Origin of the sequence: Burkholderia sp. WSM2230 (genome assembly GCF_000472445.1) — a bacterium.
Lineage (GTDB): Bacteria > Pseudomonadota > Gammaproteobacteria > Burkholderiales > Burkholderiaceae > Paraburkholderia.
This window is the reverse complement of the sequence record NZ_AXAJ01000001.1, coordinates 434,118-449,664: the sequence shown is the minus strand read 5'-3', so window position 1 is coordinate 449,664 and position 15,547 is coordinate 434,118. Positions and strand designations below refer to the sequence as shown.

The 15,547-nt window shown below is 61.6% G+C and carries 12 protein-coding genes; 2 read left to right on the top strand and 10 right to left on the bottom strand.

The annotated features are described in order from the left end of the window. Nucleotides 1–16: 16 nt before the first annotated feature. The 8 genes from A3AC_RS0102020 to A3AC_RS0101985 all read right to left on the bottom strand — a co-directional run bounded on the left by A3AC_RS0102020 (nt 17) and on the right by A3AC_RS0101985 (nt 11,343). Nucleotides 17–673, bottom strand: coding sequence for a methionine ABC transporter permease (locus tag A3AC_RS0102020; protein ID WP_025596804.1), 657 nt, complete (start codon nt 671–673; stop codon nt 17–19). Beyond that, on the bottom strand, nt 666–1,826 hold the full coding sequence (locus tag A3AC_RS0102015) for a methionine ABC transporter ATP-binding protein (RefSeq protein WP_025596803.1): 1,161 nt from the start codon (nt 1,824–1,826) through the stop codon (nt 666–668). The genes A3AC_RS0102020 and A3AC_RS0102015 overlap by 8 nt, the downstream gene beginning before the upstream one ends. 14 nt (nt 1,827–1,840) lie before the next feature. Continuing rightward, complete coding sequence (locus tag A3AC_RS0102010; protein ID WP_025596802.1) at nt 1,841–3,244, bottom strand: LLM class flavin-dependent oxidoreductase; 1,404 nt, start codon at nt 3,242–3,244, stop codon at nt 1,841–1,843. A 41-nt stretch (nt 3,245–3,285) separates the two neighbouring features. Beyond that, nucleotides 3,286–4,125: a MetQ/NlpA family ABC transporter substrate-binding protein gene (locus A3AC_RS0102005; RefSeq protein ID WP_025596801.1), complete on the bottom strand. Its 840-nt coding sequence runs from the start codon at nt 4,123–4,125 to the stop codon at nt 3,286–3,288. 223 nt (nt 4,126–4,348) lie between these two features. Next, nucleotides 4,349–5,926 carry an efflux transporter outer membrane subunit gene (locus A3AC_RS0102000; protein ID WP_025596800.1) on the bottom strand — a complete coding sequence of 526 codons (1,578 nt, stop codon included), beginning with the start codon at nt 5,924–5,926 and terminating at the stop codon, nt 4,349–4,351. A gap of 14 nt (nt 5,927–5,940) precedes the next feature. Next, a complete protein-coding gene (locus A3AC_RS0101995; RefSeq protein ID WP_025596799.1) occupies nt 5,941–9,126 on the bottom strand; it encodes an efflux RND transporter permease subunit in 3,186 nt (1,061 codons plus the stop codon). A 70-nt stretch (nt 9,127–9,196) separates the two neighbouring features. Then, complete coding sequence (locus A3AC_RS0101990; RefSeq protein ID WP_025596798.1) at nt 9,197–10,405, bottom strand: efflux RND transporter periplasmic adaptor subunit; 1,209 nt, start codon at nt 10,403–10,405, stop codon at nt 9,197–9,199. A gap of 83 nt (nt 10,406–10,488) precedes the next feature. Further along, nucleotides 10,489–11,343 (bottom strand): alpha/beta hydrolase, encoded by an 855-nt coding sequence (locus A3AC_RS0101985; protein WP_025596797.1) that lies wholly within the window; start codon nt 11,341–11,343, stop codon nt 10,489–10,491. Between the two features lie 172 nt (nt 11,344–11,515). Here A3AC_RS0101985 and A3AC_RS0101980 point away from each other — a divergent pair, with 172 nt between their 5' ends. Both A3AC_RS0101980 and A3AC_RS0101975 read left to right on the top strand, forming a co-directional pair. Further along, a complete protein-coding gene (locus A3AC_RS0101980) occupies nt 11,516–12,520 on the top strand; it encodes a LysR family transcriptional regulator (protein WP_025596796.1) in 1,005 nt (334 codons plus the stop codon). 223 nt (nt 12,521–12,743) lie between these two features. Continuing rightward, nucleotides 12,744–13,058 (top strand): DUF4148 domain-containing protein, encoded by a 315-nt coding sequence (locus A3AC_RS0101975; protein ID WP_025596795.1) that lies wholly within the window; start codon nt 12,744–12,746, stop codon nt 13,056–13,058. A 227-nt stretch (nt 13,059–13,285) separates the two neighbouring features. On the opposite strand, the gene A3AC_RS0101970 is transcribed toward A3AC_RS0101975, so the two are convergent. Both A3AC_RS0101970 and A3AC_RS0101965 read right to left on the bottom strand, forming a co-directional pair. After that, nucleotides 13,286–14,359 (bottom strand): purine-nucleoside phosphorylase, encoded by a 1,074-nt coding sequence (locus A3AC_RS0101970; RefSeq protein ID WP_025596794.1) that lies wholly within the window; start codon nt 14,357–14,359, stop codon nt 13,286–13,288. Between the two features lie 155 nt (nt 14,360–14,514). Beyond that, nucleotides 14,515–15,420, bottom strand: a complete 906-nt coding sequence (locus A3AC_RS0101965; RefSeq protein WP_025596793.1) for a cation diffusion facilitator family transporter — start codon at nt 15,418–15,420, stop codon at nt 14,515–14,517. Between the last annotated feature and the right edge of the window lie 127 nt (nt 15,421–15,547).

The following is a 15,547-nucleotide window of genomic DNA, read 5'->3' as shown; positions in this document are numbered from 1 at the left end:
CCTGCCGCGTCGCACATCAGGCGCGCTGCGCGAGCCGCCGCACGAAGCGGTCGCCCACCAGTTGCACGGTAGTGACGATTGCGATGAGCAGTACGATCACCGTGACCATCACCGTCGTGTCGAAGCGCTGATAACCGTAGCGGATCGCGAGATCGCCCAGGCCGCCGGCGCCGACCGCACCCGCCATCGCAGAAGAGCCGATCATCGCCACCACTGTGATCGTGAAGCCGCCGACAATGCCCGGCAGCGCCTCGGGCAACAGCACATGCCAGACAATATGCCGGCGCTGCGCGCCCATTGCCTGCGCTGCTTCGATCAGGCCGCGGTCCACTTCACGCAAACTGACTTCGGCCACGCGTGCAAGAAACGGAATGGCGGCGATGCTGAGCGGCACGACGGCCGCCCATACGCCAATGGTCGTGCCGATCAGGAAACGCGTGAGCGGCAGCAGCGCGACGAGCAGAATGATGAACGGCGTCGAGCGAAACGCATTGACCAGCGCGCCGAGCGTGCTGTTCACCGCACGTTTTTCGAAGATGCCACCGCGCGTGGTGGTGACCAGCACGAGCGCCAGCGGAATGCCGACGAGCGCCGCGATCACTGCGGATACGCCGACCATTACCAGCGTATCGCGTATCGCGCCGACCAGTTCGGAAAGCCAGAGATCAGACATAGCCCAGCACCTCGACATGATTCGCGTGGCCGCGCGCGCGTTCGAGCAATGCGGCAATCTGCGCATGCAGCGCGGCGCGTCCGCTAGCACGCATCTGTGCGGACACGATAAGGCGGCCTTGCGCATGGCCCTGAATCCTGTCGATGCCGCCATGCACGAAACTCACGCTGCTGCCCTCGATGCTCAGCGCGGACGCGAGGCCCGCGAGATCGGGGTCGTGTGCATCGTCGCCAGTGAAGCGCACGTCGAGCAGAATCCGGGCGTCGGCTTGCGCGATATCGGCGAGCGGCTTCACGCGCTCGGCAAGATCCGCCGGCAAATCGTGCACCAGCGTGCGCAGCAGCGCTCGCGTCGCGTCGTGCTGCGGAGCGCCGAACACGCGCCACACCGGTCCCGTTTCGACTACGCGGCCACGTTCGATCACGGCGACCGTATCGCACACCTCACGAATCACCTGCATTTCATGTGTGATCAAGACGACGGTCAGATTCAGCCGCCGGTTGATGTCGCGCAGCAAGGCGAGAATCGCCTGCGTCGTTTCGGGATCGAGTGCGGACGTAGCCTCGTCGCACAGCAGAATGTCGGGGTCCGTAACGAGCGCACGCGCAATGCCCACGCGCTGTTTCTGTCCGCCCGACAAGCTCGCTGGATAAGCGTCGCGCTTTGCCGTAAGTCCGACGAGTTCGAGCAGCGCGTCGACCTTTTTGTCGATCGCCGCTTTCGGCACGCCGGCAATCTTCAGCGGCAACGCAATGTTCTCGCGCACTGTCTTTGCGGACAACAGATTGAAGTGCTGAAACACCATGCCGATGCGCCGGCGCAGCGTGACGAGTCCACGTTCATCGAGTTCGCCGACATTCACGCCGTTCACCCGCACTGCTCCTGAGCTCGGTTTTTCGAGGCCATTCACGAGCCGCAGCAGCGTGGACTTGCCCGCGCCGCTGCGGCCGATAATGCCGAAGACCTCGCCGCGCGCGACGTTCAACGTGACGTCCGCGAGAGCCGTAGTCGAAGCACCGCGCTTGTCCGCAAACACTTTCGCTACGTTGTCGAATACCACGACTGCCTGCGTCGGCGCTGCATTCGAACGACGATCGGCTGCAAGCGACGGCGCGTCTTCAATGAACTGCGGTACGTCGAAAAGAGTGGCCATGGTTTCGCTCCCTGTCAGGCTTCCACGGTTTGCTTGACGCCGCTTTGCGGGCGGCGATGCTGTGCGCCGGCATGTACCTCCGGCAAACGCGCGCGGCCGCCGCCGAACAGCTTCTCGCGCAAAGTCGGGGCAGGGTCGTAATCTTCCTTATAGACGCCGCGGTTTTGCAACTCGGGCACGACGAGGTCCACGAAGTCCTCGAACGATTCCGGCATGACTGTGCGAGTCAGATTGAATCCGTCCACGCCCGCTTCATCGATCCACGAAACCAGTTCGTCCGCGATCTGTTGCGGCGAGCCGACCACGGGTTTCGCGCGACCGCCCAGCGTCATCTGTTCCAGTACCTTGCGCTTTGTCCACACGCCGCTCACGCTCTTTTTGGAAATGGCCTCGACCGCGGATTGCATCGAGTCGGTCTTCACATACGAGATCGGCTCGTCCAGCGCGTACTGCGAAAAGTCGATACCTGTCGAACTCGAAAAATGCGCGATACCGCCTTCCGCGCTGGCATAACGCCGGTACTCTGCGAATTTCTCCTGCGCGGCGCGCTCCGTTTCGCCGACCACGACGGTGATGCCCGCGAAGACCTTGATGTCGTCTCGCGCACGCCCATAGCTCACGGCCCGTGCGCGAATGTCGTCGACAATAGAACGCGTCAACTGCCTGTTCTGTCCACCGACAAACACACATTCCGCATGACGTGCCGCAAAATCCACACCGCGGCTCGACGACCCGGCCTGATACAAGACCGGCGTGCGTTGCGGCGAAGGCTCGCTCAGGTGAATCGCGTCGATCGAATAGTACGGGCCGTCATGCTTCACGCGATGCACCTTGCCCGGCTGCGAAAAGATGCGCGCGTCGCGGTCGCGTACCACTGCGTCGTCTTCCCAGCTTTGCTCCCACAACTTGTAGACCACATCCATATAGTCGTCGGCGCGGTCGTAACGGTCGTCATGACTGATCTGCTGCGCGAGGCCCATGCCGCGCGCGGCGCTGTCCAGATAACCCGTCACAATGTTCCAGCCGACGCGGCCCTTAGTGAGGTGATCGAGCGTCGACATACGGCGCGCGAACAGATACGGCGGCTCGTAAGTGAGATTCGACGTGACGCCAAAGCCGATATGCCGCGTGACGTGCGCCATGGCCGGTACGATCAGCGCCGGATCGTTGATTGGAATCTGCACGGCTTCGCGCAACGGCGTGTCGGGGCCGCCCTGATAAACGTCGTACACGCCCACGATGTCCGCGAGAAAAATGCCGTCGAACTTGCCGCGTTCGAGCGTTTGCGCAAGACTCGTCCAGTAGTCGAGATCCGTGTAATGAGCAGACCGGTCTCGCGGATGCGTCCACAAACCGTGGTTGATGTGGCCCACCGCATTCATGTTGAATGCGTTCAGCAAGATCTTTTTCTTCTGCATCGCGCGACTCCTGTCGTTCTCTTCAGTATGAAAGGCGCCGCTTACCAGGCGACCGCGTACAGGTTGCCGAATGCCTTGTCGAGCGCGGCGCGCACGGCCGGCGAATGCTGATAGATCGAAATGAACTTGCGAATACGCGGATCGTTCGCGCTCTCCGGACGCACGACCCATTGAATCGCGTAGTTCCTGTTCTCGAGACCGTCGAACAGCAGTGCGCTGTTCGGGTCCGTCGTGCCGGCGAGTTTGATGAAGCTCGGGTAACCCTGTGCAAGGTCCACGTCGTCAAGTGAACGGGCCAGTTGCGATGCCTCGAGCTGAATGATCTTCAGATGCTTCGGGTTCGAGGTAATGTCGAGCGTAGTGGCGCGATAGTCGATGCCCGGCGTGAGTTTGATCAACCCCGCTCGTTGCAGGAGCAACAAACCGCGTCCGCCGTTGACGGGGTCGTTCGCGATTGCCACCGTTGCGCCGTCTTTCAGTTCGTCGAAACGTTTGATTTTCTTCGAATACAGGCCGATCTTCATGATCGTGCCTGGGGCAATCGCAACAAAGTTATAACCGCCCTGCTTTTTCGCATTCTCGAGAAACGGAATGTGCTGGAAGTAGTTGACGTCGATGTCCTTGTTCGCAAGCGCCGCGTTCGGCGTGTTCCAGTCGGTGAATTCAATCACTTTGACGTCGAGCCCCTGTTCTTTCGCCTCGCGCACTGCGACTTTGAGAGCCTCGATTTGCGGGCTGGTGGCGGTGCCGATCTTCAGCGTCGTCGCATCCGCCGCAAACGCGGCCGCGACGGGCACAGCGAGTGCAAGACCGAATGCGCTGAGAAGCGCGAGCGTCGGCGCAAGGAAAAAGCGCCGCGTGTCGGAAAGGAAAATACGCATGGTGGACTCTTGTTGACGATGTGATGGGTTGGCGGCGAGCCTGACCGGCAGCCTGCGCCAAGGTGCGAACCATCATAGTGGCCACGATGCGTGCGGGTCTACGAAGGGATTTTCGAAAGGAAAGCGCGAAAAACGATTTGTGCATAAAAAAACCGGACCGCGCGCTTACGGCGCAGTCCGGTTTTGTTTCAACACTCAATGCCGCGGCAGACGAGCCTGGCGTTTAGCGTTTCGCCACTTGTTCTCCGGCCACTGCGGCAGAAGCAGGCATTGCCGCCGGAGCAGCCGACCCCACCGCTGTGCCGGATGCCGTCGCATCACCCCAGCCGCCGCCGAGCGCGCGAATCAGGTTCACTGTCGCCACCGCTTGCGTGCCCTGCAAGTGGCTCGCCTGCAGTTGCGTGCTGAGCACTTGCCGCTCGCCGTCTATCACGTCCAGATAGCTGACCGCGCCCTCCGTGTACTGGGTACGCGACAGACGCGCGGCGCGCTGCGACGCCTGCACGGCATTGTTCTGCTCGCGCATCTGATCGTCGAGCAGACGCAGATCGGCCAGGTTGTCTTCCACTTCGCGGAACGCCACGAGCACTTGCTGACGATACTGCGCGACGTCTTCATCGTAGCGCGCGCGAGCCTGCGCGAGATTGGCCTTGCGCCGGCCGCCGTCGAAGATCGGCACTGTCAGCGCGGTACCCGCGAGCGGTCCGAGAATGAACGCGCGGCTCGACCACATGAACAGATCGCCGAGGGTCGCCGACTCATAGCCGAATGCACCGGTGATATCGAGCTTCGGGAAGAACGCCGACTTCGCGAGACCCACGCGTGCGTTCGCCGCCGCCATGGCGCGCTCGGCCGCGGACACGTCCGGCCTGCGTTCCAGCAGCGCCGAAGGCAAGCCAGGCGGCACGCGCACCGTGACCGGAGCAAGCGGCGCTTCCGCGAACGAGAATTCCGCCGGCGGCTTGCCAAGCAGAATCGCAAGACTATGTTCCGACGCTGCACGCTGACGCGCGACGCCCACCGCATCGGCGCGTGCGCTCGCGAGTTCATTGCGTGCGCGCGACACGTCGAGCTCGCTGATGTCGCCTTCCTTGAAGCGGCGCTCGACGAGCTTGAGCGTGTCTTCACGCAACGCTACCGTGCGGCGATACAGGTCCTGGTCGGCATCGAGTTCGCGCAACTGGAAATAGTTTTGCGCAACGTCGGCCTGCAGCGACAACTGCACCGAGCGGAACAGCGCTTCGCTTTGCTGCTCGTCCGCGCGCGAGGCGTTCACATTCGAGCCGACACGCCCGAACAGATCCGCCTCATACGATGCGCCAACCTGTGCGCGCCAGATCGTGCCCGTCGTGCCGCCCACGCTGTCAGGCTGCAATTGCGACGCCGCGGACGCGCGCTCGCGCGTCGGGCCGAAGCCCGCGTCGAACTTCGGGAACCAGTCCGACTTCGCTGCCCGCGTCACCGCACGCGCCTGCTGCACGCGCGCCGCTGCGGCCTTCAGATCCTGATTTGCGGCGGCCGCCTGCTCTTCGAGTGCATCGAGTTGCGGGTCGCCGAAAATCTTCCACCATTCGCCGCGATGCGCATCATCGGCGGGTTGCGCTGTTTTCCACGTGCCCGTGTCCTGCGCGGATGCGGCGGATGTTCCCGAAGCGGCGACCGGCGCTTCCTTGAAGGCAGCCGGCGTATCGACTTCGGGACGCTTGTAGGTGGGCTCCACCGAACAGGCTGCGAGCAGCGCGAGCAGCAAACCGCTCGCTGCCGCACGGCCCCATCCACTCAAAATCTCAAAGCGTTTCATTGTTCTTTCTCTCCTCAGGCGTCCGTGACCGGCGCACCAATGCGCGGCGAGTCTTTCTGCGCGACATGAATCGTCCCGCCGGCCAACGTACGCAGCACCACATAGAACACCGGTGTCAGCATGAGCCCGAACAGCGTCACGCCGAGCATGCCGAAGAACACCGCGACACCCATTGCATGACGCATTTCCGAACCGGCTCCAGTCGACAACACCAGCGGCACGACACCCATGATGAACGCGATGGAGGTCATCAGAATCGGCCGCAGACGCAAGCGGCTCGCTTCAATCGCCGCCGAGAGCGGTGTGTGTCCGTCGTGTTCGAGTTCGCGAGCGAATTCCACGATCAGAATCGCGTTCTTCGCCGACAAGCCCACCAGCACCATCAAGCCGATCTGCGTGAAGATGTTGTTGTCGCCGCCGGTGAGCCACACGCCGGTCAGCGCGGACAACACGCTCATCGGCACGATCAGGATCACCGCGAGCGGCAGCGTCAGGCTTTCATACAGCGCGGCGAGCACGAGGAACACGAGCAGCACGCTGATCGGGAATACCCACAGACCTGCATTGCCCGCGAGAATCTGCTGATACGTCAGGTCGGTCCACTCGAGCTTCACGCCGCGCGGCAGAACTTCCGCCGCCACGCGTTCAGCCGCGGCCTGTGCCTGGCCCGACGAGAACCCGGGTGCCGGCCCACCGTTGATGTCCGCAGCCGTATAGCCGTTGTAACGCACCACCATTTCCGGACCATACGTCGGCGTGACCGTGACTAGCGACGACAACGGCACCATGTCGCCCGCTGAGTTGCGCGTCTTCAGTTGCAGGATGTCGTCGGCGCGTTGACGGAACGGCGCGTCCGCTTGCACCCGCACCTGATACACGCGGCCAAAGCGGTTGAAGTCATTCACATACAGCGAGCCCAGATAGATCTGCATCGTGTTGAACACGTCCGTGACCGGCACGCCGAGCTGCTTCGCCTTCACACGGTCGAGGTCCACGTTCAGTTGCGGCACGTTGATCTGATAGCTCGAGAAGGTCGGGCCAAGCTCGGGCGTTTGTGCCGCCTTCTTCACGAAGGCCTCCGCTGCCTTGTTCAATTCCGCATAACCGAGCGCGCCGTGATCCTCGAGCTGCATCTTGAAGCCGCCGAGCGTACCCAGACCGAGCACCGGCGGCGGCGGGAACACGGCGACGAACGAGTCCTTGATCGCGCCGTACTGCTGATTCAACGCGCCCGCAATCGCGCCCGCCGACAGCTTCCTGTCGCCGCGCTCCTTGAACGGCTTGAGCGTGACGAACACAATGCCCGCGCTCGAACTATTAGTGAAGCCGTTCACCGACAAACCGGGAAACGCCACCGCGCTTTCCACGCCCTTCTGCTTGAGCGCGATTGCGCTCATGTCGCGGATTACTTTTTCCGTACGATCGAGCGACGCGCCGTTCGGCAATTGCGCGAATGCGATCAGGTACTCCTTGTCCTGCGCGGGCACGAAGCCGCCCGGCACGATACGCGCGATCAGCACCGTTGCGCCAACCAGGATCGCGTACACCGCGAGCATCGCGCCTTTACGGCGCAATACGCCCGTCACGCCGCGGCTATAACCCTCGGAGCCACGATGAAACACCTTGTTAAAGCCCTTGAAAAAGCGGCCTAGCACGCGGTTCATCACACGCGTCAGGAAGTCTTCCTTCGCGCCGTGGCTGCGCAGCAGCATCGCGGACAATGCCGGCGACAACGTCAGCGAGTTAAACGCGGAGATCACCGTGGAGATCGCGATGGTCATCGCGAACTGCTTGTAGAACTGGCCCGTGAGGCCCGTCATGAAGGCGAGCGGCACGAACACGGCAACGAGCGTGAGCGCGATGGCGATAATCGGCCCGCTCACTTCCTGCATCGCCTTATAGGTTGCATCACGCGCGCTGAGTCCGTTTTCGATGTTCCGTTCGACGTTCTCCACCACGACGATCGCATCGTCCACCACGATCCCGATGGCGAGCACCATGCCGAACAGCGACAGCGCATTGATCGAGAAGCCGAATGCAAGCAGCAGCGAGAAGGTGCCGACAATCGACACAGGCACGGCAATCAACGGAATGATCGACGCGCGCCACGTCTGCAGGAACACGATCACGACGATCACCACCAGCGCGATGGCTTCGAGCAGCGTATGCACCACCGCCTCGATACTCGAACGCACGAACTGCGTCGGGTCGTAGACGATCTTGTATTCGACGCCCGCCGGCATGTCTTGCGCGAGTTCCTTCATTGCGGAACGCACTTCGTCCGAAATCGCAAGCGAGTTCGCGCCCGGCGCCTGATTGATTGCGAGCGCAACCGCCGGCTTGTTGTCGAGCAGCGAACGCAGCCCGTATTCCGACGCCGCCAGTTCGATGCGCGCGATGTCGCGCAGATAGGTTACGCCGCCATCGGGCGCAGTCTTCACAATGATGTCGCCGAATTCGCCCTCCGTCTTCAGACGGCCGCGCGCATTCACCGACAACTGCAATTGCGTGCCCGGCACCGAAGGCGACGCGCCGATCACGCCGGCCGCCACCTGAATGTTCTGCTCGCGTATCGCGTTGACCACTTCGGTCGCCGTCAGGCCGCGCTGCGCGACTTTCTGCGGATCGAGCCATACGCGCATTGCGTAGTCGCCCGAGCCCCACAACTGCACCTCGCCCACGCCCTGAATTCGCGCGAGGCGATCCTTCACGTTCAGGAGCGCGTAATTGCGCAGATACGTCATGTCGTAACGGTCGTTCGGCGAAATCAGGTGAACCACCATGGTGAGCGTAGGCGAGCTCTTGATGGTCGTCACGCCGAGCCGTTGCACGTCTTCCGGCAGACGCGGCAGCGCCTGGTTCACGCGGTTCTGCACGAGCTGCGTGGCGAGGTCCGGGTTGGTGCCGAGCTTGAACGTCACCGTCAGCGTGAGATTGCCGTCGCTATTTGCCTGCGACTGCATGTACAGCATGTTCTCGACGCCGTTGATCTGCTCTTCGAGCGGCGAAGCGACGGCTTCCGCGATCACTTTCGGATTCGCGCCCGGATACTGCGCGTGGACCACGACCGACGGCGGCACCACTTCCGGGTACTCGGAAATCGGCAGCTTGAAGAGCGAAATCACGCCCGCCAGCAGAACCAATACCGATAGCACGCCCGCGAAGATCGGCCTGTCGATGAAGAATTTGGATATGTTCATTGGAAGCTCTTGATGTTTGGAGCAAGCGGTTGGAGCATGCGCCGCGCGTTCGATGCCGCGGCCGCGACGCTCACGAGTTCTTGTCCGCTTTCGCGCGCGCCTGTGCGAGCGGCGCGCTGTTCGGGTCCTGGTCGGTCGTCATGGGCACCATGTGCGCGCGCACCGCATCGCCCGGCCGCACGCGCTGAACGCCGTTGACCACGATCCGGTCGCCCGCCTTCAGGCCGCCCTTCACGACGCGCAGATTGCCCTGCATGTCGCCCACTGCAATCTCGCGATACGCGACGTGATTGTTCTGGTCCACCACCAGCACGAACTTCTTGTCCTGATCGGTGCCCACGGCAGCGTCGTCGATCAGCAGCGCCGGATGCGGTTCGCTGCCGCCCACTTTTACGCGTGCATAAAGGCCTGGGATCAGCGTGCCGTCCTGGTTATCGAAACGCGCGCGTACCCGGATCGTGCCCGACGACGTATCGAGGCGGTTGTCCACCGACTCAATCGTGCCGGTGCGCGAGTAGCCGCTTTCATCGGCAAGACCGAGTTCGACGGGTACCTTGCTGCCGTCTTTTGCACGACGCAGGTATTGCAGGTACGTCTGTTCGTCGGCGTCGAACGATGCGTAGATCGGCGAAACCGACACGAGCGTGGTGAGCGGCGCCGAGCTTGCACCCGCCGACACCACGTTGCCCACCGTAATTTCCGCGCGCGACACGCGGCCCGACACCGGCGCGACGATCCTGGTGTAGCCGAGATTGATGCGCGCGGTTTCGAGCGCGGCTTGCGCGGCCTTCAGGTTCGCACTCGCTTCGCGCGCGGCGTTCTGCTTCTCGTCGTAATCGCGCTTGGCGATGGCGTTGTCGGCGATCAGGCGTTGCGCGCGTTCCCAATCGCTTTGCGTATAGCCCGTGCGTGCCTGCGCCGCCGCGAGCTGCGCCTCTGCACGGTCCACTTCCGCCGCATACGGACGCGGGTCGATCACGAACAGCGTGTCGCCTTTCTTCACGAGCGCGCCGTCCTTGAAGTTCACCGACACGATGGTGCCAGGCACCTGCGAACGGACGTCCACTTTTTCTACTGCTTCGAGCCGGCCCGAATAGCTTTGCCAGTCGGTAATCGTCTTTTGCACCACCGTGGCGACATCGACTTCCGGCACGATGGTCGGCGCGGCAGGTGAACTCGCGTCCACACGAATCGCGCCGAAGGTGCCCAGTCCGGCAAGGACGATCACGGCAAGCGCGGCAACCGCCACACGGCGGCGGGAAAGAGGAAGAATGGTCATGTGTAGCTCCCGGTATCGTTGATTAAAGTTCTGCCTGTTTCTGTTTCAGCGCTGGTTTCAGCCGCTGGTTTCAGCCGCTGTTTTCACCGATAGGCGCGCGCATCGAAGCGCCACTGAAAAAATCTCACCGCCTCCTGCAACGCGGGCGGATGATCGGCCAGCGCCGCATGCGAGACTGCCGGATAGCGGACCACCTGGGTCAGCACACCCGCGTCGATCAGACTGCTCGCGTATTTCTCCGCCTCGACGTGCAGCACGTCGTTTTGCGCCGTCGCGATCAGCGTGGCCGGCAAGCCCGCGAGCCGCGACGACTCGAGCGGCGCCGCATACGGATGCATGCGTTGCGACGCCTGAGGCAGGTATGCGCGGTAGCAGGCCGCGCATTCTCTTGCCGTGATGTCCGAGCCGAGGCGCTTTTCATCGCCAAGGCGCGTGAGACTCGGGTCCAACATCGGCCCGAACAAAGCCTGCGCGGCAATCTGCACGTCGCCGCGATCGCGCGCGATGAAAGCGAGGCAATTGGCCAACTGGCCGCCCGCGTCATGACCCGCCACGCCAACTTTTCTGCTATTGCCGCCAAATGCACGCGCCCGCGTCTGCACCCACAGTGCCGCGCGGTGTGCGTCTTCGGGCGCGGCGGGGAATGGAAACTCCGGCGCGAGCGAATAGCCGACCGACACCACTAATGCAGGTAAATGTTCCGCGAAATAACGCGACGCAAAATCGGCCTGCCCGATCGACCCCTTCGTAAAGCCGCCGCCGTGAAAGTAAAGCAATACTGGCAGTGCGGCTTTCTTCGGCTGCCGGTACAAACGCAATGTGATGTCCTGCGCGTGTCCTTCTATCTGTACGTCAGTCACTTCCAGTGCCGTGCTGTCCGCCTCGGCCGGCTCAATTCCGGCGGGTGCAAATGAGTACGGCGGTTTGAATGCATCCATGTCGAGCCGCGCAATGCGCAAAGAACTTCGATGGTGCGAATTGTGGGTTCGGCAGACTCGTAAATAAATGCCTATAATCCGGCAACACAATTCGGGTCCTCTGAACAATCAAATCGATTGCCCGGTGGATTCGAATCCTGCTCAGTACGCCTGCTCCTTCTGGAGGTTTGCAATGGACCGGCTTCAGGCCATGCAAGTGTTCACGCGTGTCGTCGACACAAACAGTTTTACCCGCGCGGCGGAAACGCTCGACCTGCCGCGCGCCTCGGTTACCACGATCATTCAGAACCTCGAAGCGTTCCTCGGCACTCGGCTCATGCACCGCACGACGCGCCGGCTGTCGCTCACGCCGGACGGCGCGGCGTACTACGAACGCTGCGTGCGCATCCTCGCGGACGTGGAAGAGACCGAGGCCAGTTTCCAGAGCGGCAATAAAAAGCCGCACGGCAAGCTGCGCATCGACATGCCTGGCTCGATTGGCCGCTTGCTGGTGATTCCTCAGCTATGTGAATTCCACAAGCGCTATCCGGACATCGACCTGCAACTCGGCTTGTCGGATCGACCCGTCGACCTGCTGCAGGAAGGCGTGGATTGCGTGGTGCGCGTCGGCGCGCTGCAGGATTCCTCGTTGGTGGCGCGGCGTATTGGTCTCTTCGAGGGTGTAACGTGCGCGGCTCCGACGTACATTGAGCGTGCCGGCATGCCGACTTCGCTAGAGGACCTGGAAAATCACAAAGCAGTCAATTACTTCTCGAGCCGCACCGGACGCACGCTCGATTGGGCATTCATGGTTGATGGTAAAGAGGTTGAAGTAAAGATGAAGAGCATCGTCTCGGTCAACGACGCCGATGCCTACGTGACCTGCGGGCTGGAAGGTTTTGGCCTGATTCAGCCGGCGCTATTCATGGTGCTGCCGCATCTGCGTTCGGGCCAACTCGTCGAGGTGCTGCCCGAACTGAAGCCTTTGCCGATGCCTATTTCGGCAGTCTATCCGCACAGTCGGCATCTGTCGCCTAAAGTCCGTGTTTTCGTAGACTGGATTGCAGAAGTATTCGACCGCTGCCCACTCCTGAGCGGCCGAGGCACACTCGACGCCACTTGCTCGAAGCGCACGCTTGAAGAACGGGAGTTCTCTCCCGCACTCGACACTCCGGTAATTTCCGAATGGGTCGCGTGAGTCAGTTCAATTGAAGTGCAGAAAGTGAAACAGTGAATTCCAACCGCGGCGCTAATGCCGCGGTTGTTCTTTGTGCCTGTGCTTATAAGGCTCTTCAGGCGATTGTTCTGGAATCGCGACAATTCATTTCGCGAAAGCGCAATTTATCGACGCGCGCTCGAAGTCTACATTTCACCCTGTCCGCAGCGCTCTCGTGCTGCAAATGAATCGACAGGAGTGAATCATGAAACGCAATCTTCTCGCAGGTCTTGCTCTCTCGTTGTTCGCCAGCGCGCCGGTTTTCGCACAGAGCAATGGCATTGGCCACGCCGGCAGTTATCAGACTCAACCCGCCGCGACGTCCGCCGCCACCTCGACCGTAAAAACGCGCGCTGAAGTACAGGCAGAACTGGTCGCTGCGTATCGTGACGGCTCACTGCCTTCGCTCAATCGCACGACGTATCCAAATAAAGGGCTGATCGGCCAGACCCAGGCTGCACGCATCGCACTGCAGGAAGGCGCGAATGGTGATGTCACGCGCGTCGCCAAGGGCCAATAAGTCTGTGGTAAAGACAAACGCCTGCGATAGTTAGCGATCCGGAATGAATCACGGCTCGCTGCAATAGTTCTAAGCATATCGAAAAGGAGTACATGATGACACCATCGGAACTCGACCATTGGGATACGGACGCGGCAGTATGGACACCGTATCGCGCGCCGCAACGGTAATGCACTGCGCTATTGCAACAAGGGCCGCGTGAAGCGGCCCTTGTTGCAATGAGTCGTTTAGCGCTTCGGTATGCCTTCGCGCCATTCGCCCCAGTGCGTGACGATATCCTGCACGAGCGGATTGCCCGAGCGATACAGGTTTTCCAGCGCAATCGTAAAGCCGCCTTGCGCGGCGTAGTTCAGCAGATTGTCGGCGCTCGTCTGTCCATCATAAGGACGGTCGAAATCGGAGCCCGCACGCAATACGGCCACGCGGTTCAGATCGACTTTGTGCACGGAAGCAGCGCGCTTGAGTGCTTCATAGGTCGCATTGTCTTCCTGCTGCGTCGTGCAATAGACGCCCTTTCCATCGGTCAGGATTTTCGTCCAGTCGCGAGCTCGTTGCCCTAGCAGCGTGCCCGACCACCATGTGTCGCCGGCGAGCGTATCGCATTGAATGACGGTGGGCGGACGGTTAGCCGGCGCGTAAGAATATTTGGCGCGCGCGGCCTGCGCCTGCGTATTGTCTGAGAGCACTACGTTGCGTGACAAAGCGAACGCCGTATCGGCAAGCTGCGTATTGAGCTGGAATACTTCCGTCCGGTAATCGAGCGGCGGCTTCTCCGAAGGGCTTTTCGTATTGATGCCGAGATAGCCGGTATTCCAGCCGGCCGGAATTTCGCGCCCGTCTATCTCCCATTGAATGCCGAAGTCCACAAGATATTTGGCCCACGCCGCCGAACCGACCGTGCCCTGTTGAGGGTCGATGCCGGCAATGCCCGCCACCATGAAGTAGGTGTGCCGCAAATCGAAACGCGGCGAGAAGGTCAACGCCATGATGGACGCAGCGGCATTCGTGTGTCCCATGCCGGTGGTCATGACGCACACGTCATGGCGGTTGCAATGCACTGCCGGGTAGTCGGGCGACAAGCCGTCCACTGGAATATCGCGCCACGGGCCGAGCTTATCGAGCCACACCTGGCCCTCCGGACCGAACATCGAGATGATCATCACCTTGACGGGCCGCCCTCGGGAAGCACCGTCTTCATTCGAGAAAGCGCTGCTGTCGTCCGCGCTGGCGGGTCCGGAACTGAAGGCTGCGCATGCCGCGAGTGCAATGACGGAAAGCGCGCCAAATGTGCGAGTCAGCATCGTGATCTTCCTTTTGCCTGTCATGCAGTTGGGGAGAGTGCCGCTTCAAGCCGAAAGAAGTATAGATGCGACGAAATTATTGTCCACCAGATCAGCAGCGAGTGCGCCACTCGCGCGAAGCTTTGCGCAAAGCGCATGCACCAAAAGAAAGAAAATCAAACGCGTGGGACGTCCGGTTCGAAAAACACCCAGCGCACTTGCGGAAAGGCAGCCTGCAAGTCGGCCTCGATCACGTTGATCGCGTCGACCATCGCCCGGCCGCTTGCGTAATCGATCATTTCAGCCTGCACCGCCACCACCACATGGCGTCCCCATTGCAGCGTAATCATATTGATGATGCTGCGAATTTCGCCGCGTGCGCGCAAATGCGCCTCGATGGCGCGGCGCACTTCGGGGCTCGCCGATTCGCCGACGATCATCGACTTCACCTCGCGCGCCACCAGTCCTGCAATCACCATCAGCAGCAGGCCGACGGCGATCGAACCCAATGCGTCGTAGACCGGATTGCCGGTCACGAGCGTCAGCAGCACGGCAACGAAGGCCATGGCGAGCCCCATCAGGGCCGCAATATCTTCGCCTGCGACCACCAGCAATTCCGACTCGCGCGTTTCCCTGAACCAGCGCCACATGCTTTTGTCGGGATACACGCGACGGATTTCCTTGAGCGCGCCCCACAGCGAAAACGCCTCGAGCACCACCGAAACGCCCAGCACCACCAGCGCCACATACGCATACTGCAAAGGCTCGCGCGCAATCAGCCGATGCACACCTTCATACACGGAAAACGCGCCGCCCACGAAAAACAGCAGTAACGCAACCAGCAGCGAATAGAAATTGATCTCGCGGCCGCCGCCCATCGGGTGCAATGGGCTCGCCGGCCGACGCGCCTGACGCAGCCCGAACAGCAGGAGCAATTGATTACCGCAGTCGGCGGTGGAGTGAATGGCTTCGGCAAACATCGAACCGGAGCCAGTGAACGAAGCGGCGGCAAACTTGCACACGGCAATGCCAAAGTTGGCGGCGAGCGCGTAAATAATGGCTTTCGGCGATTCTTCTTTCATCGTCGTGGAGGGCGTTAGTGTAATTGCAAAGGGCGTTCACGTGCCGGGATTCCGTATTATGGCCATGCGAGGCAGCATGGTCCAACAGCGCGGCGACTCATCACGTCGCGTGTCCGGCTCGGCTGCC